Consider the following 20,623-nt stretch of genomic DNA (forward strand, 5'->3'; position numbering starts at 1 on the left):
AATTCCAGGAAAAGTGTAAAGCGGTTTTCCGTCCGGAATTGCGTAAAACTGAAGATCAGTTCGAGGCCAGAGCCTCGGTCACGTATTTCGACGACACGTATTTCGAATAGTCGGGCAGCACGGCGTCGATCTTGCCCTGCTCCTTGAGGAAGGCCGAAGCTGCCTCGATCGCCTTGACCGTGCCGCCGCCGAGGAATTTGTCGGAAGCCTGCTCTTCCAATGTCGGGAAGACGTAACCCTTGAGGAGCTGCGGCACCTCTTCCAGTTTGGCGCCGGTGATCTTGGCGATCTTGGCCGCTTCCGGCGACGAAACCGACCATGCCTCGGGCTTAGCCAGGAACTGGGCATAGGATTCGCCGGTCACCTTGATGAAATCGCGCACGGCGTCCGGGTTCTTATCGGCGAAGTCGGTGCGCACGATCCAGGCGTCGAAGGTCGGCGCCCCCCAGGCGGCAACCTGCGAGGAATCCAGCACCACCTTGCCTGTCGTCTTGATCTGGCCGAGCGCCGGATCCCAGACATAGGCCGCGTCTATGTCGCCGCGAGCGAACGCGGCGGCGATTTCCGGTGGCCTGAGATTAAGGATTTCGACCGACTTCGGGTCGACGTTTTCGTGCTTCAGCGCGGCAAGCAGGCTGTAATGCGTGGTCGACACGAACGGCACCGCCACCTTCTTGCCGGCGAGGTCGGCGATCTTCTCGATGCCGGATCCATTGCGGGCGACCAGCGCTTCGGACTGGCCGATCAGGCCGACGACAAAGATGGTCTGGATCGGCAGTTCGCGGCTGGCGGCCGCGGCCAGCGGACTCGAGCCGACATAGCCGATATCGACCGAACCGGATGCGACGGCGGCGATAACATCGGCGCCGGAATCGAATCTGCGCCATTCGATCGTGGCCTTGGTCGCCTTTTCATAGGCGCCGTCGGCCTGCGCTACTTTGGAAGGTTCGACCACCGTCTGGTAGCCGATGGTGATGTTGAGGTCCTGCGCCTGGGCCGGGCCGAGAAAGGCCGCACCCGCCAAAGCTGCCGACGACAGGAGGACAATGCGTCGCGAAATGCTGGACATGAAAGGCTCCATGAAAAATGAGAAAACCGGATGCCTGTTCATACTCAGCTAATTCTATCATTCTTGTAGAGTTAAATCCTTCCAAGCAAGAAGCACTTGTTAGAAAAAAACCACCGGCTGATGCGGGCGCGGTGACCGGCCCGTGTCGAACCGTGCACAAACGCAAACGGCGCCCGAAGGTGCTGAAGAGTTGGTGGTCCTGCCAACCCTCGCTACGGAAGAGGCCTGATTTGGTGCTCGGCGCGCCGCTTGCGGCCTGCCGCAGGATCGATGTCGAGCCGTTGAGCCTCACCGACTTCCGCAGCGACGGCCACCGCTGGATGCTGCGGTCAAGCGGCGTGCCGGTGGCCGCCAAGGCCGCCCGGTCTCAGAGCGGCAAGGCGGCGTCCTGATATCGGGCGCAGGGCGGCGCCCGAGTTGTCGGGAGTCATGTTCGCCGATCCGCGGGCTGCGACCCAAAATTCCCGGCAAAGCCCCAAATGGCGCAAATCCATGCTGTAAAAGACGGTTGATTTGAAAACACGTTCCGCGTGTTCGAGGGTAAGTATAGTAATCTTATCGACATTGGGAGCAGGAGCCGCCGTTCATCGCCGCAATCGCTCGCGGCTGGCTGTGACCGTAACGGCACAAAGCCGTGCTAAAGTGGCCCCTGCGGCGTGAAAACGAAGCAAAATCAAGGTTTCTCGGCTTGTATATCATGTCAGTAGAATTTATGTGTCGAAGCAGCTTGCACGCGGCGGGGAGGCACGTCAGGCGTTTCGCAACCGATGGTTTGGGCCATCGCCTGACAGAGAAACATTCGGTCTATGCTCACCAAAAAAGGCAAGTACGGCCTCAAGGCGCTGGTCCATCTGGCGCATCTGCCGGTGGGACAGCTCGCCTTCGTCGGCGACATCGCCAGCGGCAACAACATCCCGAAGAAATTCCTCGACGCCATTCTGGGCGAATTGCGCAATGCCGGTTTCGTCCAGAGCCGCAAGGGCAAGGATGGCGGCTATCGCCTGGCGCGCCCGGCCGACGAGATCAAGGTCGGCCATGTCGTGCGCGTCCTCGACGGACCGCTGGCGCCCATCCCCTGCGCCAGCCGCACTCAGTATCAGCGCTGTGAAGACTGCAATGAGGCGACATGCCAAGTCCGACATCTGATGCTCGAGGTCCGGCAGGCGATCGCCGAGGTGCTCGACCAGCGCACGCTGGCCGAGATGCGCGACATCGTCCTCGACGACCTTCCGGTCGCGAGGGACATCGACGAGCTTGCGCCGGCGCAAAAGGTCCCCGCCTGATCCTGAGCGTGCTCGCATGAGCGTCGCGCGCGCCAATTCGATCATCCGCAGCTCGATCATCATCGTCGGCGGCGGCGCCAGCGGCGTCGTGCTTGCCGCGCATCTGCTGAAGTCGCCCAACCCGGACCTTCGCGTCACGCTGATCGAAAAGCGTCCGCATTTCGGCCAAGGCATCGCCTATTCGACGCTCTTATCGGCGCACGTGCTGAATGTCAGCGCCGCGGGGATGAGCGCCTATGCCGACGATCCCCTGAATTTCTGGCGCTGGTTGCAGGGGCGCGGCCTGATAAGCCAGGAACAGACGCCGCAGACACCCTTCTATGCACCGCGCAGCGTCTATGCCCGCTACCTCAAGGAAGTGCTCGACGAACTCGAAGCGCGCGAAAAGGAAACCGGCCGTCTCAGGCTGATTCGCGAGGAAAGCCTGTCGATCTCGCCGACATCGTCCGGTGTCGAAGTGGTGCTGGCCAACGGCACCAGCGTCGTCGCGCATCTGGCGGTGCTTGCCACCGGCCATGACGAGCAGCCCGGCGCCGGCCAAGGTCATGCCATCCGCATGGGCACTGAGGCCGACACAGCGCTCGATCCTGAAGCCCGCGTGCTGGTGCTGGGCACCGGGCTCAGCATGGTCGATGCCTTCCTGTCGCTCGAGCAGCGCGGCCATCGCGGCGAGATCGTCGCCGTGTCGCGGCGCGGCCTGCTGCCGTCGCCGCACCGCAAGGGCAACCCGATCAAGCTCGACGTCGCCGACATTCCGCTCGGCACGCAGCTCTCCTATTTCGTCGGCTGGTTCCGCGACCTGATCCGAGAAAACCAGAAGGCCGGCATCGATTGGCGCGACGTCGTCGATGGGCTGCGACCCTTCAACCAGAAGATCTGGCAGAACTGGCCGTCCTCGGCCAAGCGCCGCTTCGTCGAGCACACCAAGGCCTGGTGGGACATCCATCGCCATCGGCTGGCGCCCGAGGTGCATGCCCGCGTCACCGAGGCGGTGCGCACCGGCCGCATCCGCCCGCTCGCCGGCCGTGTCGTCGGCATCGAGGCCGGCGATGGATTCACCGTCGGCATCCAGTCTCGCCACACAAAGGCGCTGGAAACGCTGCAGGTCGCCCGCATCTATGATTGCACCGGCATCGCCCGCGACATCTCGACGACGTCGAACAGCGTCGTGCGTTCGCTGGTCGACCGAGGCCTGGCGCGGCCCGACCCGCTGCGGCTTGGTCTCGATGTCACAGCCAAATGCGAAATCGTCGCCGGCGACGGCACCGCATCGGCCAAGATCCTCGCCGTCGGGCCGCTGACCCGCGGCACCTTCTTCGAGATCGACGCCATCCCCGACATCCGCGTGCAATGCGCTAGGCTGAGCAAGCAGCTGCTAGGGTAAAGCTGTTGACGTCGGCGGGATAGCACGCCCCTCAGAGGGGGGTGGGAAGGATGGCTACGCAGGGTGTTTGGCTTGAGTCCAAAGCCGGCGTCAAACTGGAATTCCATTCCCCCTCTCGCCGGTTGATTGGCACGATCTACCTTCTTTCCGACTGCAAACGGCCGGAAAAGAAGCTACGCTGCCGCTCTGCCCCGAGGCGGTCGCTTGTTCAAGGGAGCACATCGATATGAGCGAGCACGGAAAAGCTGCGCCAGGCAGTTCGGACGGCGCGTTATCCCGCCTGCGTCCGCCCTACGCCTCGGTGCTCGACCTCATCGGCCAGACGCCGGTGGTCGAACTGACCAAATTCGACACCGGCAAGTGCCGGCTGTTCATCAAGCTCGAAAGCCAGAATCCAGGCGGCTCGATCAAGGACCGCATTGCGCTGTCAATGATTGCCGCGGCCGAGAAGGAAGGCAAGCTCAAGCGCGGCGGCACCATCGTCGAGGCGACCGCCGGGAATACCGGCCTCGGCCTCGCCCAGGTCGGCATCCCCAAGGGTTACCGCATCATCCTCGTCGTGCCCGACAAGATGTCGCGCGAAAAGATCCAGCATCTGCGCGCGCTCGGCGCCGAAGTGCGCATGACCCGCTCCGATGTCGGCAAGGGCCATGCCGAATATTACCAGGACATGGCCGAGAAGATCGCATCGGAAACGCCCGGCGCCTTCTACGCCAACCAGTTCGCCAACCCGGCCAACCCCGAGGCGCATGAGACCACCACCGGACCGGAAATCCTTGCCCAGCTCGATGGCGACCTCGACGCCGTGGTCGTCGGCGTCGGCTCCGGCGGTACGCTGACCGGGCTTGGCCGCTACTTCGCCAGAACATCGCCGAAGACCGAAATGGTGCTGGCCGATCCCGTCGGATCGGTGCTGGCGCCTCTGATCAAGACCGGCAAGATGGAAGAGGCCGGCAGCTGGACCGTCGAAGGCATCGGCGAGGATTTTGTGCCGCCCAATGCCGATCTGTCGCTGGTCAGGAAAGCCTATTCCATCCCAGACAAGCAGAGCATGCTGGCCGTGCGGGACCTGCTTTCGAAGGAAGGCATTCTCGCCGGCTCGTCTTCCGGCACGCTGCTGTCGGCCGCGCTTCGCTATTGCCGCGAGCAGACGACAGCAAAACGCGTCGTCACCTTCGTCTGCGACAGCGGCAACAAATATCTGTCCAAGGTGTTCGACGATTTCTGGCTGGCCGAGCAGGGGCTGGCCGAACAGGAACAGCATGGCGATCTGCGCGACCTCGTCATGCGCTCGCACCGCACCGGCGACACCGTTTATGTCGGCCCCGACGAAAGCCTGCTCAACGCCTATGGCCGCATGCGCCGCTCCGATGTCTCGCAGCTGCCGGTGCTGGACAATGGCAAGCTGGTCGGCATTATCGATGAGGGCGACATCTTGGCCAAGGTCGACGGCCCCTATGACGGCCGCTGGGACCGCTTCAACGCCCCGGTGCGCACCGCCATGACCTCCAATCTGCACACGCTGCAGGCCAGCCAGACGCTGGATGCGCTGCTGCCGGTGTTCGACCGCAACGAGGTCGCCATCATCTTCGATGGCGACGAGTTCGTCGGCCTGATAACCCGTATCGACCTGATCAACCATTTGAGGCGCGCACGATGACTGCTGAAACATCCCCATCGGGCAAGAACCGCCTGGCTTTTTCCACGCGCACCATCCATGGCGGCCAGAGCCATGACCCGCTGACCGGCGCGGTGATGGTGCCGATCTACGCGACCTCGACCTATGGCCAGCAGTCGCCCGGCGTGCACAAGGGGTTTGAGTACGCCCGCAGCCAAAACCCGACCCGCTTTGCCTTCGAGCGCGCGGTGGCCGATCTCGAGAGCGGCTCGGCGGCCTTTGCCTTTGCTTCCGGCCTGGCGGCGATCTCGACCGTGCTCGAGCTGCTCGACAGCGGCGCCCATATCGTTGCAACCGACGACATCTATGGCGGCTCGTTCCGGCTGATGGAGCGGGTGCGCAAGCGCTCGGCCAATCTGCAGGTGAGTTTTGTGGACTTCACCGATCTGGCGGCGGTGGAAGCAGCGATTCGCCCGGAGACAAAACTGCTCTGGGTCGAAACTCCGACCAATCCGCTCCTGCGCATCGTCGACCTCGAAGGCGTTGCGGCACTCGCCAGGCGCAAGGGCGTATTGACGGTCGCCGACAACACGTTCTGCAGCCCCTACATCCAGCGGCCGCTGGAACTCGGCATCGACATCGTCGTGCACTCGACGACGAAATATCTCAACGGCCATTCCGACATGGTCGGCGGCGTCGCCATCGTCGGCGACAACAAGGACCTCGCCGCCCAGCTGAAATTCCTGCAGAACGCCATCGGAGCCATCTCCGGTCCCTTCGACAGTTTTCTCGCGCTGCGCGGCATCAAGACACTGGCGCTCAGGATGGAGCGGCATTCCACGAACGGCCTGAAGATTGCGCAGTGGCTGGAGGCGCGAAAAGATGTGCGCCGCGTCGTCTATCCCGGCCTGGCCAGCCATCCGCAGCACGCCATCGCCGTCCAACAGATGCATGCCTTCGGCGGCATGATCTCGGTCGACCTCGACCGCGACCTCGCCGGCACCAAACGCTTCCTGGAACGGACGCAACTGTTCACGCTGGCTGAAAGCCTCGGCGGCGTCGAAAGCCTGATCGAACACCCGGCGCTGATGACGCACGGCTCGATCCCGGCGGAAAAGCGCGCGGAAATCGGCATTTCGGATTCGCTGGTGCGGCTGTCGGCGGGGATCGAGGATGGCGATGATCTGATCGCGGATCTGGAGCAGGCGCTGCGGGGGTAGGCGTACCGGATGCGTACCGATGACAATGAGGGGCGGCGCTGACCGTCGAGATTAAATCCCAATCCACCGCGCGTTAACACATTCAGCAGCCTTTGCTTAACCCTTCGCCGCTATGTCCCGCCTGGGAGGCATGGCGAGAGTGAGTGTGATGGACAACAACCCGGAAAAGCGCAGCGAATGGCGCGCCATTTTTTATGTGCAGGCCCGCGTGGCCATCCTGTTCGTCCCGGTCGTCGCCAGTCTTCTGATCATTGCCGCACTTGCCGGCAACGACCACAGTCCCGAGACTCTCGACCGCACGGTTACTGGCTCCATAAAATAAGCAGAGGCTTCTTGTGCAGAAGGACACCTGCCTCCCAAAGGGCGGGGCAATCGCGTAGGACAGCGCCTGCCCCCACTCCGTCCGCTTCGCGGCCACCTCTCCCCCATGTCCATGGGGGATGAGGAAACCCAAGCCTTTCAGGGCTGCGGCCTCGGTGGTTGGCATTTCCTCTCCCCCACGAATGTGGGGGTAGAGGTGGCTCGGCGAAGCCGAGACGGAGTGGGGGCGCGCCCTATCCGATTGCCCTGACCTTCGGGCGGAAGCCATACACGATCGCCTTTGGTACGATAAGGGCACAGCTGCCAGCCTGGCTCGCCTCAGAAAAACTTCGGGATCGGGCCGTTCTGCGGCGTCACGTCGCCTTCCAGGTCGATGAACGCCTCGTCGACAAAGCACCATGCCCAGCCTTCCGGCGGGTCGTAGCCTTCGATGATAGGGTGCTTGGTGGCGTGGAAATGCTTGGTGGCGTGGCGGTTGGGCGAGTCGTCGCAGCAGCCGACATGGCCGCAGGTACGGCAGAGCCTGAGATGCACCCACATCGAGCCGCTCTTCAGGCACTCCTCGCAACCGAGCGCGCTCGGCGTCACAGTCTTGATGTCGCGCGTGTGTTTGCATTCATCCATTATGCTCTCCTGGCCAGTTCGGGCGCTGCTGCGTCGGGTCGCGCGAGATAGGCGTGCAAGGCAGCCACCACCTGGGCGCCTTCGCCGACGGCGGCGGCGACCCGCTTGACCGAGCCTGCGCGCACGTCGCCGATGGCGAACACGCCGCTGCGGCTGGTCTCCATCTGGCCCGCCCCTATGTCGGCGCCGGTGCGCACGAAACCCCTGGCGTCGAGCGCGATATCGCACCCAGCCAGCCAATCGGTGTTGGGGTCGGCGCCGATGAACAGGAAGAGATGCTGGATCGGGCGCGTCTCGACGCCGCCGGGGTTGCGCCAGCGCAACTGGGTGAGATTGCCGCCTTCGCCTTCCAGCGCCTTGATCTCTGTCTCGCCAAGCACCTCGATGTTCGGTTGCGCCTCGATACGCTCGACCAGATAGCGCGACATGGTTTCCCTGAGGCCGCCGCGGCGCGCCAGCATCGTCACCTTGCGGACCTGGCTGGCGAGATAGACCGCCGCCTGCCCCGCCGAATTGCCGGCGCCGACCAGCGCCACTTCTTGCCCTGTGCATAGCCGCGCCTCGATCGGCGAGGCCCAGTAATGCACCGACGTGCCCTCGAACTCGGCCAGCTTGGCGATGTCGAGGCGGCGGTAGCGGGCGCCGCTGGCGATCACCACCGTGCGCGCGCGCAGGCTTTCACCGTCGCCGACGGCGAGCGTGTAGCCCTCGCCTGCTGCACCGAGCAGCTTGGCCTCGTCGGGGATGACTATTTCGACGCCGAATTTCTGCGCCTGGTTGTAGGCGCGCGCCATCAGCGCCATGCCGGAAATGCCGGTGGGGAAACCCAGATAGTTCTCGATGCGCGCGGAGGCGCCGGCCTGGCCGCCGAAGGCGCGGCAATCGAGCACGATGGTCGACAGCCCTTCGGATGCCGCATAGACCGCGGCCGCCAGCCCCGCCGGCCCGGCGCCGACAATGGCGACGTCATAGACCATGTCGGGATCGATCGGCCGCAGCAGGCCGATGCAGCGGGCAAGTTCGGTTTCGCCGGGATTGTGCATCAGCTTGCCGTTGGGGCAGAGCACGATCGGCAGATGGTGCGGGTCAACATGAAAATGCTCAATCAGCGTCTTGGCGCACGGGTCGCTGTCGGAATCGAGCGCGCGGTGCGGCTGGCCGCTGCGGCGCAGAAACCCCTGCAGCCGCAGCGTGTCGCCATTGCCGGCCGGGCCTACGACGATCGGTCCGCTGCTGCCACTTTCCAGGAGCCCGACGCGGCGCAGGATCAGCGCCCGCATGATCCGCTCGCCAAGGCTTGCCTCCTGCACCATCAGGTCGCGCAGCCGCTGCGAGGGGATGACGAAGGCCTCGACCGGCTCGGCCGCCTCCGCATTGACCAGCGACGGCCGGCTGGAAAGCTGCGCCAGCTCGCCGATGAAATTGCCTGGGCCATGGGTGACGATGGTCTCGCGCCGGCCGGGCCTGACATCCTGGGTGATATCGGCCGTGCCCGACAGGATGACGATCAGCCCCGGCGCCACAGTGCCGGCGGTGACGATGTGCTCGCCGGCGGCATAGGAACTCGCCTCGCCGAACCGGCGCATGCGCTCGATATCGGCGTCGCCCAGGATGGGAAACATCTGGTCGCGGCGGGTGACGGTGATCGGCTGGGTGGGTGGGGCCATAGGTAGAACGTAGCGCCGAGACGGCCGGGTTTGAAGTGGTTTGTTGGAGGACTGGCCGGAAGGGGAGGTGGCTCCCGCGCCAACTGGTTCGGATGCTTCGCATGGCCCCGCGCTGCAAGGCAAACAGCGCGCCGACCAGTGCGACCTTTATAAGGGCGAGCCCGAGCAGTACCGTCGGCAGTCCTCGCTCACCGGTGTGTTGCAGGAGCAGCGCGCCGACGAACGGCGCCGCGGCTATCGCGTTACGCCAAGCGCCTGGGGTGCGGTGGTATCCTCGGGCTCCCCGAAGGCAGATCCCGGCGAAAGCCCATTCGTCACATCTTTGTAGAGCGCTATCGGATGCGGGCGCCCCACCAGATATCCTTGGATTTCGGGACATCCTTCCCTCATCAGGAAGGCACGCTCGTCCTCTGTTTCGACACCCTCCGCGATGACAGGCAAGGCCAGCGCATTCCCCAGGCTGAGTATCGTGCGCACGATGGCGGCCGATTGGACATTCGAACCGACACCCGAAACAAAACTGCGATCGATCTTGATCTTGTCGAATGGAAACGCCTGCAGCGAGGACAGTGAGGCATACCCGGTGCCAAAATCATCCATCGAGACCCTGACGCCCAACGCCTTCAACCTCCGCAAAACCGACAAGGCAGTTGCCCGGTCGCGGATGAGAACCCCTTCCGTGATTTCCAGTTCCAGCCGCCCCGGAGCAAGGCCGGTCTCGTAGAGGATAGAATGAACGAGGCCTACCAGGTCCCCGAAACGGAATTGCACGGGAGAGAGGTTGACGGCGATCTGCAGCGGTGAGGGCCAGGAGGCCGCGTCTCTGCACGCCTGCCTGAGCGTCCATTCACCTATCTCAACGATCGTGCCATCCTGTTCGGCAAGCGAGACAAACGCGTTTGGGGAGATGAGCCCATGCTTTGGATGGTGCCATCGGGCGAGTGCCTCGAAACCAAAGATTTCGCCGTCCATCCTGGCTTGCGGCTGATAATGAAGCACAAGTTCGCCATGGGCGACCGCAGAGCGCAAATCTCGCTGCAAGGCGTAGCGCTCTCTTAGCCGCCTATCCATCTCAGGATCGAAGAATTGCACCATTCGACGACCGTCCGCCTTGGCCCGGTAGAGCGCTGCGTCGGCATTTGCCATCAGCGCCGCGGCATTCTCTCCGTCTTTCGGATAGATCGCCGCGCCGATGCTCACCCCGATCGAAATGTGCTGGCCCCGGATTTCGAATTTGCCTGCCGCCGATTCGAACAGACGGTCCGCAACATCCTTGGCACTCGCGGACCGGTCATCCATGGTCAGGACAACCGTGAACTCGTCGCCGCCCATGCGCGCGATAAACGCCTCAGGCGCCGCGGTTTGGAGACGCCGGGAGATGGTGCAAAGCAGATCGTCGCCGGCGGCGTGCCCGAAAACGTCGTTCGCCTCTTTAAAATGGTCAAGGTCGATGCTGAAGACGGCAAAGCTGGCGTGCGTTGCTTTTGCGCGCTCGAGCGTCGTGGCCAGGTGTGCTGCAAGCGCGGCTCGGTTCGCCAGGCCGGTAAGCGGATCGTGGTGCGCGAGATGCGCGATTTCCTCGTGCCGTGCCATCAGTTCGGTGCGCGCTACGTTCATGTTCTCGCGCGCGTCGTCCAGGCCGTGGGCGGCTTCCCTCACCTTGTCCTGGAGCAGGTTGAAGCTTTCGGCCATCTCTCCAAGTTCGTCACGAGAGTTTACCGTAACCGGCATGATATTCACGGAGGCATGCGCCGCAGCGAGGTCTCCCCGCCCCAGGGCGACCATGGCGAGAGAGAAATCCTTCAGCGTTCCGGATGTCAGACGCTTTGCCGCGTTGCTCACCTCGGTCGCCGAATGGGTGATCATTCCCGGCAAGATCAGGCCAACGCTGATGGTCAGCAGCGCGACAACGACAAAAATGTCCTCCAGCGCGGCGACCAATGAAGTGTCGCCTTGGGGAACGCTGCCGATCGCCAGGAAATAGCCGGCACCGTCAAGCACGAGCACAAAAAGCATGGCTCCGGTAAGCTTCAGGTGAAGCGTATGTGGCAGCAAGGGTAGACCGAGTGCGTATCGATCCTCCATCGTGCGCCAGGCGTAGAGCGCAGCACCCGAATATGCCAAAGCCAGACCGAACAGGACGGTAGGAAGGCCAAATTGCTGAAATCCCAGTATGGCGGTCAACAGCCATATTGCAGCCGCGCCTACGCCAAGGATGATCGTTCCCCTGGGAGCCCGGAAGGGTCGCTCGGCTTCGGGACTATCACGGCGCAAGAGCCAGACTGCGATGTTTGGCATGCAGATGCTGATCAGGTACGTAAAATTGGCCGCGGCGATCATCCAGAGCGGATACCCGCACAGCATGAAGCCGATTGCCGCGGCAGCTGTGAGCAGCGTTGCCGCCCAGGGACAATCTGTTGAGGTGCGCCTGGCCAGGAAGCTCGGCAGCAGGCCGTCTTCGCTCAGCTGCGCAAGGGTCCGCGCGGCGCCTGCCAATGGCTGCAACGTTCCATGGAACATGTTCAGCATGATGAGCCAGATGGCGGCCGCCTTGCCGAAACTCCCCAACAAGGGCGCAAAGGTGGGCCCGAGAGCTATGGCGAGGTCGGTACCGAGCGGCTCCGGCCCGAGCACACCCAGCCAGACAACCGGCAGGACCAGGAAATAGACGCCGGCCATTGCGGCGCTGGCCCACATCGCCAGAGGAATGTTGCGGTTGGGATCGATGGTTTCGCCAACATGGCAGGCTGCAGCCTCAAATGCCGGTGCGGCAAACCCGATCAGGTACAGTCCCGCCATCACCGACGTGATGTCGCCGAACAGGCCGGTAAACGGGCTGGTCAGGGCAAAATCCGTCGCCTGCCGCCAGTCGACCGAGCCACTGATGACCGGGACGAGGGATGAGAGAAACGCAAGCGTCGCGGAGGCAGTGGCGATCGGGATCGCCAGTTGGACCACCCACTTGATTCCACACAGGTTGACCGCCGTAAAGAATGCGATAAGCCCGCAGGCGACCGCCTCCACGGGGAGGCCCGGCAGGTACCATTGCTGGATTGCAGACGCTGAAAGAACCGCTGTCAGTCCGCAGGTCGGCACCCAACCCCACCAATAGCAGGTGCCCGTCAGAGCCGAGAGAACGGGACTGTAAGGTCGGAAGGCTTCGGCGCACGCTGCAGAGATACCGCCGACGCGGTTTGGCCACATGAGAACCAATTCGGTCCACGCAGGCGCGGCGGCCCAGCTTAGAAGCAGACCAACAACCAGCAAAGGAACCGCAGCGCTTCCTTGACCGGGAATATTCCCCTGGCCGACAAAAAGGGCGGCAATCAGAAACAGGCTTTGATTGCTGCCACCCATGGCGAGCGCTGTCGTGCCCATCCATCCCAAGGTTCTCGGGTGCGGTCGTGAAGGCGTGAGGCCCGGCATTCAGAGACATCCATTCGAGTGCGGAGCGCTGTCTGACTGGCGAATGTAACCTGCGGAGATATGTCTGTCGAACGTCGCGCTCCCGAAGTCAAAGTTGGACCTTAGGTGAGACGTATTAAGACTTCGTACCAAACCAGATCCGCCCGATGATCGCTGTCAACTTGCGGTGGCTGCGGTTCAATCATGCTGATGCCGGCCCGAATGGATCGATCTCCTCAAATCTGGGATATCATATCAATTTTATCTAATCGCCCACTATGAGGGATAGTCGCGAATACAGCCTAACATCGATTATTATCGACAAATCTCGTGATTGCGGCGCTATCATCCGAAGGCGGCTGAAGTCGACTGTAGATCGCTAATCACATTGACCGCTTTTGACTTCGTACCTCGCCATCGTGGGGGCAAGCACCGAGACTTCACGCCGTGCCTCAAGCTGGAGCTAACTTGTGCGAGCACGCCGCATAGCCCCGCGTTGCAGGGCAAACAGCGCGCCGACCACGCTGGGCGCGGCGGTCGGCCTCGGCGCGCTGGTGGGTCCTTCCCAGGCCGGCGCCCGTACGGTCGATATGGCGATCGCCCGCTACCATCATCCGATCTGCACCAAACTGGCCTCGGTGACATTTCTGACCATAGGCGTGGCGACGCTCTGGACCGGCCTGCCCGGTTCTGCCGGCCGCGGTGATTTTCTATGGCGCCCGCATCGGCTAGCATGGCCGAGTATCGTCACATGCGGCGACATGGAGTTCTGGACGATGCTTGAGCGCGACGCGACCTCGCCAGCGGGCACGCCTTCGACGCCGGCCCGCAGCAGGAATGTGTTCAGCACCAGAACACTTGGGATCAGCGTTGCGGGAGCCTGCAGACGTGAGTACTTCCCCCTTACAAGCCTTCCGGCTGGTCCTCTAGGACGAACGAAGCTGCAATCAGGTCATCGCCGCTGATGCGGCCACTGCCGCCAACCATGATGGATGTGACTTTCTGAAAGGTCTTCATGTCGGCCTCTGTTATGCGCGCATCGCGCATTCTCGCCCTGAGAGAACCCAGGCGGGTATCGAGGGCTGGCGATGTCTCGACGTCATCGATCATCTTCGATCATCCTGGAGCGCAACGTGAAATCCGCTGCCCGCCGCCATGGCCGGCGGCGGGCGGCAGCTATTCGATCAGTCGTAGACCTTCACAATTTTCCGGGTGCCGGGGTCGACCAGGACGGTGCGGTTGTCGACCACGACGTAGCGGTATTTGACGTTGGGAACTTCGTGCAGCTCGACCGTATCAGGCAAGGCACTGCCGACGTTCAGCTCCACGCCCGGGATCTTCACCGAAGCCAGCGGCTGCTTTTTTACGTATTCGCGGACGACCGTATCCTGCTCCGGTGTGATGACGACATCCTGAGCTGCGGCGGCGCCGACCCCAGCCAAAAGCAACAAGCCTGCAGCGGCACTTGCAAAGTGGATTTTCATGGTTTTCTCCTCGCGTAATCCGGCGACGGCACCACGCCTGTTCGCCGAGGGACCGAACTTGAGATCAGCCAGATTGTTCCTGTGACTTCAGTCCGCGGCGAACCAGACCAAAGTCGGATATCAGCTAAGACCCAAGTCCCGAGGCGGAACGTTCAAGCGGGGCAGGCGTTTCCCAAATGCAACTAAATAAAACAGGAGAGGAACACATGGCCGACGGCCCAACTGTTGTTAATTCTGGTGGTGGGGGCGGCACTGCAATTGCTGTTGTTCTTGCACTTATTGCAGTCGTAGTATTGCTTATTTTTACCGGCGTCATCAATATCCGCGGCGACGGCGGCAAGGATATCGACGTCAAGGTTGAAGCGCCAAAGGTGGAAGCTCCGGCTGCACCTGCAAAGCCTGCGGCACCTGCCCCAGCCCCTGCGAGTGGCGGCTGATCTGCTCGTATCCACGCTTCCGAACTGACCTATGAAAGGAAATTCCCATGACCAGATATTTCGTCAGCGCCGCCGGCGCCCTCGTCCTTATGGCGGGCATCGGCACCTCGTTTGCCGAGGATGTTATTGTTCTCAAGCCCGAACAACAGACGGTCGTTCGCGAATATATCCATAAGCAGAAGCTGGCCTCAGTCAGTTTGCTCGGCGTCGAACTCAACGTCGGCACGGCACTTCCCGACACTGTCGAGCTCCACGCAATCGACGTTCCGGATGTCCGCTACAAGTATACGGTTGTCGGAGATCATGCGGTTCTCGTCGATCCCGACACGCGCAAGGTCGTGCAGATCATCGAGTAACGCGCGAGCCCGCCGCTCCGATCAGGAGCGGCGGGCTGTGGCTGCGCTGTGAAGGCTCTACGGGCAGCCGTTTTCTGAACGGGAGGATGTCTGATGTTTAGCGACAAGGAAACTTGGGTCCTGGAAGCTGCCTTACTCGCGGCAATTCCAATTTGCGTAGCCGTCACCGCACTCGTGGCATTTTTGACCGCGGCCTGGATATGAATCGCTTCCTGTTTGTGATGGGCGACTTTCTATCCCGGCCACCGGGCTTCTACGTCCTTCTTGTAGCCATGCTGCTCTGTACTGCATTGGTGCCATTCGGCCTGACGAATGTGGTCACCTACGCATTGTCGGTAGCGGCCATCGTGATCACCGGCGTTGTGCTGATCCAGGGTTACCGCGACACGGCCGCCATTCACGCCAAGCTTGATGAGATTATCGTTTCGCTGAATGAGACCAGAAACGATGTCGTCGGCTTGGAGCATGCCGAGCCGGAGGAGATTCGGGAGAAGCTCCAGACACTCGAAGAAGAAGCAATGAAAGCGGTTCGCCCGCCGCATTGACCCTCCGCTGGACAATCTGTCATCCATCAGCAAAAAAGCCCGGGAACCGGCTTTTTTGCTTCGCGTCTAAATCATTTCGGACTTATCCGAAACGGGAATTTGGTGCCCAGAAGAGGACTCGAACCTCCACTCCTTGCGGAACACGGACCTGAACCGTGCGCGTCTACCAATTCCGCCATCTGGGCTGGTGCGGGCTCATGTAAGCGGGCAAACGATATGTGTCAACGCGCTTTTTCGAGGGCCTCTGCCTGCCGGCTTAGTTTCCCGGGGGTCAGCGCCGCCCCTCACCTGCCTGCCGGCATCCTCTCCCCGTACAGTGACGGGGAGAGGGGCGCTCTCATCGATGATTTTCGCCGGTCACCTGCGTCACAAGAAGAGCGCCGAGGCTGCGGCCAGCCCTTTCTCCCCGTCACTATACCGGGAGAACTGCCCGGCAGGGCAATGAGGGGCAGCGCCGACTTGGCGAATGCGCTGGCCGAAAACCTCACCCCTCCAGCACGTCCTTCGACGCCACGGTGGAATCGGCGTTGAGCTTGTAGATCACCGGCACGCCGGTGCCGAGCTCGAGCTTGACGATCTCCTCGCCGCTCTTGCCGTCCAGCGCCATGATCAGCGCGCGCAGCGAATTGCCATGCGCGGCGACCAGCACGGTGCCGCCTTTCAGAACATGCGACTGCATGTCGTGCAGGTAATAGGGCCAGACGCGGGCGCCGGTGTCCTTCAGGCTTTCGCCGCCGGGCGGCGGCACGTCGTAGGAGCGGCGCCAGATGTGCACCTGCTCCTCGCCCCACTTCTGGCGCGCGTCGTCCTTGTTGAGGCCGGAGAGATCGCCATAGTCGCGCTCGTTCAGCGCCTGGTCGCGGATCGTCTTCAAATCGCTCTGGCCGACCGCGTCGAGAATGTGCTGGCAGGTCTTCTGCGCCCGGATCAGCGCCGAGGTGAAGGCAATGTCGAATTTCAAGCCGCGTGCCTTGAGCTTCTGGCCGGCTTCCTTGGCCTCCTTGTGGCCCTGCTCGGTAAGGTCGACATCGCGCCAGCCGGTGAACAGGTTCTTCAGGTTCCATTCGCTCTGGCCGTGGCGCACGAGCACGAGAGTTCCCGACATGTTTGCTCCTTCAAAATTATGGATGGTTTAGCTCAAGCCGAGCACGTCCCGCATGGAATAAAGTCCGGGCTTTTTACCGCGCGCCCAGAGCGCGGCCTTGACCGCGCCGCGGGCAAAGATGGCGCGGTCCTCGGCATGGTGCGACAGCGTGATGCGCTCGCCGGTCCCGGCCAGGATGACGCTGTGGTCGCCGACCACCGAGCCACCGCGCAAGCTGGCAAAGCCGATCGTTCCTGGCTTGCGCACGCCGGTATGGCCGTCGCGTGACCGCACATCGTTGCCGGCAAGGGAAATGCCGCGTCCCGCCGCCGCCGCTTCGCCGAGCAGCAAGGCGGTGCCCGAGGGCGCGTCGACCTTGTGCTTGTGATGCATTTCGAGGATCTCGATGTCGAAATCCTCTGGACCGAGCGCGCGCGCGGCCTGCCCGACCAGCACCGCCAGAAGATTGACGCCGAGGCTCATATTGCCGGATTTGACGATCGTCGCGTGGCGCGCCGCGGCCTCGATCCTGGCGTCGTCTTCCGCCGAGCAGCCGGTGGTGCCGATGACATGGGCAATGCGTGCCTGCGCGGCATAGCCTGCGAATTCGACGGTGGCTGCCGGCATGGTGAAATCGAGCACGCCGTCGGCCTTGGCGAACACCGGCAGCGGATCGTCGCCGATCGTCACATTGATGATGCCGATGCCGGCAAGCTCGCCCGCATCCCTGCCGAGATAGGGCGATCCGGTTCGTTCGACCGCGCCGACGACGCGGGCGCCGGGGATCGAATGGATGGCGCGGATCAGCGTCTGGCCCATGCGGCCGGCCGCCCCCACCACCACCAGGCCCATTTCGCTGGATTCGCTCATGCTGTTCTCCCCACCGCCTTCTTGGCGCGGCTGCGCCGGACCGGAGTTTGGACGGGCTTCGAGTTGTCGACAAGCCCCAGTCCGTTCTTGCCTTGAATGCGGTGGAAGCGGGCGTAGACACTGTTTGGATCGGCCATCAGTGCGGCATGGGTGCCTTCCTCGACCAGGCGCCCCTCTTCAAGCACGATAATGTGGTCGGCGTTGACGACCGTCGACAGGCGATGCGCTATCACGATGGTGGTGCGCCCTTCCATCACGTGGGTCAGGGCCTCCTGGACGCGCGCCTCGGCCTCGTTGTCGAGCGCCGAGGTCGCTTCGTCGAGCAAAAGGATCGGCGCGTTGCGCACGATCGCCCGCGCAATCGAGACGCGCTGGCGCTGGCCGCCGGAAAGGGTCGAGCCGCCCTCGCCGACGGGCGTGTCGTAGCCCTGCGGCTGCTGACGGATGAACTCGTCGGCCGCCGCCAGCACCGCCGCCCGCTCGATCTCGGCGTCGGTCGCCGAAAGTCGGCCAAAACGGATGTTGTCGCGTATGCTGCCTTCGAACAGATAGGGCGCCTGCGAGACATAGGCGATCGAGCCGCGCAGCGAGTGCTTGGTGACTTTGGAAATGTCCTGGCCATCGATCTCGATCGAACCCTTGTCGACATCGTAGAAGCGCTGCAGCAGCGCCACGAGCGTCGTCTTGCCGGCACCCGAGGCCCCGACCACCGCCGTAACCTTGCCGGCCGCGGCGGTGAAACTCAGGTTCCTGATCACCGGCATGTCGGCGCTGTAGCCGAACGTCACATTGTCGAAGCGAACCTCGCCGGTGGTGATCCTGGCTTCGACCGCGTCGGGCGCATCGCCCTGTTTAGGCTCCAGGTCGAGCAGCTCGTAAATCATCCGGGCGTTGACCAGGGCACGTTCCATACCGACCTGCGTACGAGCCAGGCGCCGTGCCGGATCGTAGGCCATGATCAGCGCGGTGATGAAGGAAAACACAGCGCCTGGTGGTTGTCCGAGCACCAGCGCCCGGTAGCCGGAATAGGCTAGGACGGAGGTAATGGCGAGACCGCCCAAAATCTCGGAAATCGGCGACAGCCGCTCCGCGACCCGGGCGATCTTGTTGTTACGCTGCTCGGCCGTATCGGCCATGATGCCGATCCGGCGCGCCAGCTCGGCTTCCAGGGTGAAGGCCTTGACGATGGCGATGCCTTGCGTGGCCTCCTGTACGGACCCGTTCAGCCGCGAGTTGATCAGCACCGATTCCCGGTTGATGCGCCGCAATCGGCGGGTGATGTAGACGACGGCCCAGATCAGCGGCGGCCCGATCAGCAGCGAGCTGAGCGACAACACCGGATCCTGGTAGATCATGACGCCGACGAGGGCGATCAGCGAGACCGCGTCGCGGCTGATGGAGGTCAGCGTCAGCGACAGCAGATCGCGAACGCCGCCGACATTCTCGTTGACCTGTGCCGCCAGCCGACCGGAACGCGTATCGTTGAAGAAGTCGACGCCGAGCTTCATCAGGTGGTCGAAGCTGCGCTTCTGGTAGCGGGCGACCAGATTGTTGCCGATCTTGGCCAACGCGACCGCCTGGCCGTAACCGGCGAAGCCGCGCAGCACGGAGGCGGCCATGAACCCGGCGCAGATCCAGACGATCATGTCGCCGCGTCGTTCGTAGAAGATCTCGTTGATCATCGGGGCCATGATCCACGCCGTGAAGGCGGTGGTGGCGGAAACAATCAGCAGGCAGCCGACGGCAACGACATAGGTCCAGCGATATTCACTGCCGTTTTCGGCCAGGATGCGGCGCAGCACCGCAGTGACCTCAGCTGGCTGGACTTTCAGTTTGAGTGGACTTTGAGCGGTCAAATCGCGGGCGCTTCGTGGTTTGCTAGAGCATGATGCCGAAAAGTGTGAAGCGGTTTTCGGACGACATCATGCTCTATCTCTTTGATTTAGAGCCGGATGATTTCAGGTCGATTCGATCTGAAATCAACCGGCATCTAGGGATGCCAGGCTGGAATTCGGCCCCCTCTTAGCGCCCCGGCTACGGCTTGCCTATGGCGAAACTTCGTCGGGGCTCGAGGTCAGGGTCACGAAAGCGGCAGCCATTTCCAGGAACAGACCCATGTTCGGGACGAAATGGATCATGCCCGCCAGCGCCGCCCCGCGGTCTGGACGCCGAACAGCGACGGGTTGCGGGCATAGGCGGCAAGGCCCAGAAGCGCTGCCAGCGGGTGGGTGATGACATAGACCGGCATCGAGGCCATCAGCGCGCTGTGCGGCGCTTTGTCCTCGAAGGCGGCACGGAAACTGCCTTCCTTCAGTGCCGGAACGATCTTTTGCGCGATGCCGCCGGTCAAAAACACGCCGCCGCGGCTCATGAACACCAGCGCGAGGTCGCCGGCGGTTCGGCCGAGGCAGGTGACGAACAGCGCCAGCGCTTCCTCGGCAACCGGGTCGGTCTTGGCCAGCGCCGCCCCGGTAATTTCGGCCGGCGTGGTGAACGGCGCCGGCTTGCCGTCGGCCTTGGCGACCGCCCGGTAGACATTGACCAGACCGCGCCCGCACAGGATCTGCTCGCCCGAAATGCGGCCGTCCAGCTTTTCGATATGCGGGAACACCTCGAAATCGCGCGGCGTCCGCGGACCGATATCCATGTGGCCGCCTTCGCCAGGCACCGGTATCCAGTGGTGGAGGGCATGAACCAACCCGGCGACGCCCAGGCCGGTACCGGGACCGAGCACGACACGCCCGGCATTCTCCTCCGGCGCGCCGCCGCCGATCTTTTCCATGTGCTCTTCGCCGAGCGCCACGACGGCCAGCGCCTGCGCCTCGAAATCGTTGAGCACGACGATGTCGCCCAGGCCCAGATTGGCAAACATCTGCTTCGGCTTCACCACCCAGGGACAGTTGGTAAGCGGGATCTCGTCGCCATCGACCGGTCCGGCGATGGCCAGCACTGCCGAATTCGGCCGGATGGACGACCGGTCGAGCACCGCCGCCTGGATCGCCTCGTCTATGGTGGCGAAATTGGCGGTTTGCACGATATGCGGCTCACCGGCTTCCGAATTTGCGTCGAGCACGATCGAAAAGCGCGCATTGGTGCCGCCGATGTCGCCGATCAGCACTGGAAACCGCAACGCGGTGTCGTCGTCGCCTGACATGCTCTTGCTCGTCCCCTTTGCGGCGCCGTTGCGACCGTTTCAATCGCCCGGTTTTTCAATCGCCCGGTGTTCAATCGCCCGGTGTTCAATCGATTGACTAGC

19 protein-coding genes and 1 tRNA gene are annotated in these 20,623 nt (G+C 62.9%); 9 read left to right on the forward strand and 11 right to left on the reverse strand.

The window, feature by feature from the left end:
* Window positions 1-55: 55 nt before the first annotated feature.
* Window positions 56-1,069 carry a taurine ABC transporter substrate-binding protein gene (tauA, locus tag ACYG9V_RS04470; RefSeq protein WP_352764669.1) on the reverse strand — a complete coding sequence of 338 codons (1,014 nt, stop codon included), beginning with the start codon at window positions 1,067-1,069 and terminating at the stop codon, window positions 56-58.
* 230 nt (window positions 1,070-1,299) lie between these two features.
* Between tauA and ACYG9V_RS04475 the strand changes: the two genes are divergently transcribed.
* The 6 genes from ACYG9V_RS04475 (at window position 1,300) to ACYG9V_RS04500 (ending at window position 6,896) form a co-directional block, all read left to right on the forward strand.
* Window positions 1,300-1,461 (forward strand): hypothetical protein, encoded by a 162-nt coding sequence (locus ACYG9V_RS04475; RefSeq protein WP_023706948.1) that lies wholly within the window; start codon window positions 1,300-1,302, stop codon window positions 1,459-1,461.
* 414 nt (window positions 1,462-1,875) lie between these two features.
* Window positions 1,876-2,352 (forward strand): RrF2 family transcriptional regulator, encoded by a 477-nt coding sequence (locus ACYG9V_RS04480; protein ID WP_023672084.1) that lies wholly within the window; start codon window positions 1,876-1,878, stop codon window positions 2,350-2,352.
* A gap of 16 nt (window positions 2,353-2,368) precedes the next feature.
* Window positions 2,369-3,736, forward strand: coding sequence for an FAD/NAD(P)-binding protein (locus tag ACYG9V_RS04485; RefSeq protein WP_352764672.1), 1,368 nt, complete (start codon window positions 2,369-2,371; stop codon window positions 3,734-3,736).
* A 226-nt stretch (window positions 3,737-3,962) separates the two neighbouring features.
* Window positions 3,963-5,396, forward strand: coding sequence for a pyridoxal-phosphate dependent enzyme (locus tag ACYG9V_RS04490; RefSeq protein WP_023692936.1), 1,434 nt, complete (start codon window positions 3,963-3,965; stop codon window positions 5,394-5,396).
* Complete coding sequence (locus ACYG9V_RS04495; RefSeq protein WP_352443640.1) at window positions 5,393-6,574, forward strand: trans-sulfuration enzyme family protein; 1,182 nt, start codon at window positions 5,393-5,395, stop codon at window positions 6,572-6,574. Before ACYG9V_RS04490 ends, ACYG9V_RS04495 begins: the two co-directional genes overlap by 4 nt.
* 145 nt (window positions 6,575-6,719) lie before the next feature.
* Window positions 6,720-6,896 (forward strand): hypothetical protein, encoded by a 177-nt coding sequence (locus tag ACYG9V_RS04500; protein ID WP_460222081.1) that lies wholly within the window; start codon window positions 6,720-6,722, stop codon window positions 6,894-6,896.
* Window positions 6,897-7,213: 317 nt separating this feature from the next.
* Here the strand turns inward: ACYG9V_RS04500 and ACYG9V_RS04505 are convergent, their stop codons facing one another.
* The 5 genes from ACYG9V_RS04505 to ACYG9V_RS04525 all read right to left on the reverse strand — a co-directional run bounded on the left by ACYG9V_RS04505 (window position 7,214) and on the right by ACYG9V_RS04525 (window position 14,075).
* Window positions 7,214-7,519 carry a UBP-type zinc finger domain-containing protein gene (locus tag ACYG9V_RS04505; RefSeq protein WP_023672079.1) on the reverse strand — a complete coding sequence of 102 codons (306 nt, stop codon included), beginning with the start codon at window positions 7,517-7,519 and terminating at the stop codon, window positions 7,214-7,216.
* Window positions 7,519-9,186, reverse strand: coding sequence for an FAD-dependent oxidoreductase (locus ACYG9V_RS04510; RefSeq protein ID WP_023745894.1), 1,668 nt, complete (start codon window positions 9,184-9,186; stop codon window positions 7,519-7,521). The genes ACYG9V_RS04505 and ACYG9V_RS04510 overlap by 1 nt, the downstream gene beginning before the upstream one ends.
* Before the next feature lie 234 nt (window positions 9,187-9,420).
* Window positions 9,421-12,612 carry an amino acid permease gene (locus tag ACYG9V_RS04515; RefSeq protein WP_352652523.1) on the reverse strand — a complete coding sequence of 1,064 codons (3,192 nt, stop codon included), beginning with the start codon at window positions 12,610-12,612 and terminating at the stop codon, window positions 9,421-9,423.
* Window positions 12,613-13,494: 882 nt separating this feature from the next.
* On the reverse strand, window positions 13,495-13,701 hold the full coding sequence (locus tag ACYG9V_RS04520) for a hypothetical protein (protein ID WP_023672074.1): 207 nt from the start codon (window positions 13,699-13,701) through the stop codon (window positions 13,495-13,497).
* A 74-nt stretch (window positions 13,702-13,775) separates the two neighbouring features.
* Window positions 13,776-14,075, reverse strand: a complete 300-nt coding sequence (locus tag ACYG9V_RS04525) for a DUF1236 domain-containing protein (RefSeq protein WP_023672073.1) — start codon at window positions 14,073-14,075, stop codon at window positions 13,776-13,778.
* Window positions 14,076-14,251: 176 nt separating this feature from the next.
* Here ACYG9V_RS04525 and ACYG9V_RS04530 point away from each other — a divergent pair, with 176 nt between their 5' ends.
* The 3 genes from ACYG9V_RS04530 to ACYG9V_RS04540 all read left to right on the forward strand — a co-directional run bounded on the left by ACYG9V_RS04530 (window position 14,252) and on the right by ACYG9V_RS04540 (window position 15,413).
* Window positions 14,252-14,512, forward strand: a complete 261-nt coding sequence (locus ACYG9V_RS04530) for a hypothetical protein (protein ID WP_245272152.1) — start codon at window positions 14,252-14,254, stop codon at window positions 14,510-14,512.
* A gap of 47 nt (window positions 14,513-14,559) precedes the next feature.
* A complete protein-coding gene (locus ACYG9V_RS04535; RefSeq protein WP_023672071.1) occupies window positions 14,560-14,868 on the forward strand; it encodes a DUF1236 domain-containing protein in 309 nt (102 codons plus the stop codon).
* A 200-nt stretch (window positions 14,869-15,068) separates the two neighbouring features.
* Window positions 15,069-15,413, forward strand: coding sequence for a low affinity iron permease family protein (locus tag ACYG9V_RS04540; RefSeq protein WP_023672069.1), 345 nt, complete (start codon window positions 15,069-15,071; stop codon window positions 15,411-15,413).
* 100 nt (window positions 15,414-15,513) lie between these two features.
* Here the strand turns inward: ACYG9V_RS04540 and ACYG9V_RS04545 are convergent.
* The 5 genes from ACYG9V_RS04545 to ACYG9V_RS04565 form a co-directional block, all read right to left on the reverse strand.
* Window positions 15,514-15,598: transfer RNA gene (locus ACYG9V_RS04545), tRNA-Leu, on the reverse strand.
* 299 nt (window positions 15,599-15,897) lie between these two features.
* Complete coding sequence (locus ACYG9V_RS04550) at window positions 15,898-16,518, reverse strand: 2,3-bisphosphoglycerate-dependent phosphoglycerate mutase (RefSeq protein WP_023672068.1); 621 nt, start codon at window positions 16,516-16,518, stop codon at window positions 15,898-15,900.
* Between the two features lie 27 nt (window positions 16,519-16,545).
* On the reverse strand, window positions 16,546-17,367 hold the full coding sequence (gene dapB, locus ACYG9V_RS04555; protein WP_023747442.1) for a 4-hydroxy-tetrahydrodipicolinate reductase: 822 nt from the start codon (window positions 17,365-17,367) through the stop codon (window positions 16,546-16,548).
* Window positions 17,364-19,223, reverse strand: a complete 1,860-nt coding sequence (locus tag ACYG9V_RS04560; RefSeq protein ID WP_460221916.1) for an ABC transporter ATP-binding protein — start codon at window positions 19,221-19,223, stop codon at window positions 17,364-17,366. Before ACYG9V_RS04560 ends, dapB begins: the two co-directional genes overlap by 4 nt.
* 278 nt (window positions 19,224-19,501) lie before the next feature.
* Entirely contained in the window at window positions 19,502-20,521 is a 1,020-nt protein-coding gene (locus ACYG9V_RS04565; protein ID WP_023726739.1) for a glucokinase, read from the reverse strand.
* Between the last annotated feature and the right edge of the window lie 102 nt (window positions 20,522-20,623).

It is taken from the genome of Mesorhizobium sp. W016, from assembly GCF_054719485.1.

Coding starts and splice junctions, on each gene's coding strand:
- tauA (WP_352764669.1), bottom strand. CDS start 1,069: ATGTCCAGCATTTCGCGACGCATTGTCCTCCTGTCGTCGGCAGCTTTG.
- ACYG9V_RS04480 (WP_023672084.1), top strand. CDS start 1,876: ATGCTCACCAAAAAAGGCAAGTACGGCCTCAAGGCGCTGGTCCATCTG.
- ACYG9V_RS04485 (WP_352764672.1), top strand. CDS start 2,369: ATGAGCGTCGCGCGCGCCAATTCGATCATCCGCAGCTCGATCATCATC.
- ACYG9V_RS04490 (WP_023692936.1), top strand. CDS start 3,963: ATGAGCGAGCACGGAAAAGCTGCGCCAGGCAGTTCGGACGGCGCGTTA.
- ACYG9V_RS04495 (WP_352443640.1), top strand. CDS start 5,393: ATGACTGCTGAAACATCCCCATCGGGCAAGAACCGCCTGGCTTTTTCC.
- ACYG9V_RS04505 (WP_023672079.1), bottom strand. CDS start 7,519: ATGGATGAATGCAAACACACGCGCGACATCAAGACTGTGACGCCGAGC.
- ACYG9V_RS04510 (WP_023745894.1), bottom strand. CDS start 9,186: ATGGCCCCACCCACCCAGCCGATCACCGTCACCCGCCGCGACCAGATG.
- ACYG9V_RS04515 (WP_352652523.1), bottom strand. CDS start 12,612: ATGCCGGGCCTCACGCCTTCACGACCGCACCCGAGAACCTTGGGATGG.
- ACYG9V_RS04520 (WP_023672074.1), bottom strand. CDS start 13,701: ATGATCGATGACGTCGAGACATCGCCAGCCCTCGATACCCGCCTGGGT.
- ACYG9V_RS04525 (WP_023672073.1), bottom strand. CDS start 14,075: ATGAAAATCCACTTTGCAAGTGCCGCTGCAGGCTTGTTGCTTTTGGCT.
- ACYG9V_RS04530 (WP_245272152.1), top strand. CDS start 14,252: ATGCAACTAAATAAAACAGGAGAGGAACACATGGCCGACGGCCCAACT.
- ACYG9V_RS04535 (WP_023672071.1), top strand. CDS start 14,560: ATGACCAGATATTTCGTCAGCGCCGCCGGCGCCCTCGTCCTTATGGCG.
- ACYG9V_RS04540 (WP_023672069.1), top strand. CDS start 15,069: ATGAATCGCTTCCTGTTTGTGATGGGCGACTTTCTATCCCGGCCACCG.
- ACYG9V_RS04550 (WP_023672068.1), bottom strand. CDS start 16,518: ATGTCGGGAACTCTCGTGCTCGTGCGCCACGGCCAGAGCGAATGGAAC.
- dapB (WP_023747442.1), bottom strand. CDS start 17,367: ATGAGCGAATCCAGCGAAATGGGCCTGGTGGTGGTGGGGGCGGCCGGC.
- ACYG9V_RS04565 (WP_023726739.1), bottom strand. CDS start 20,521: ATGTCAGGCGACGACGACACCGCGTTGCGGTTTCCAGTGCTGATCGGC.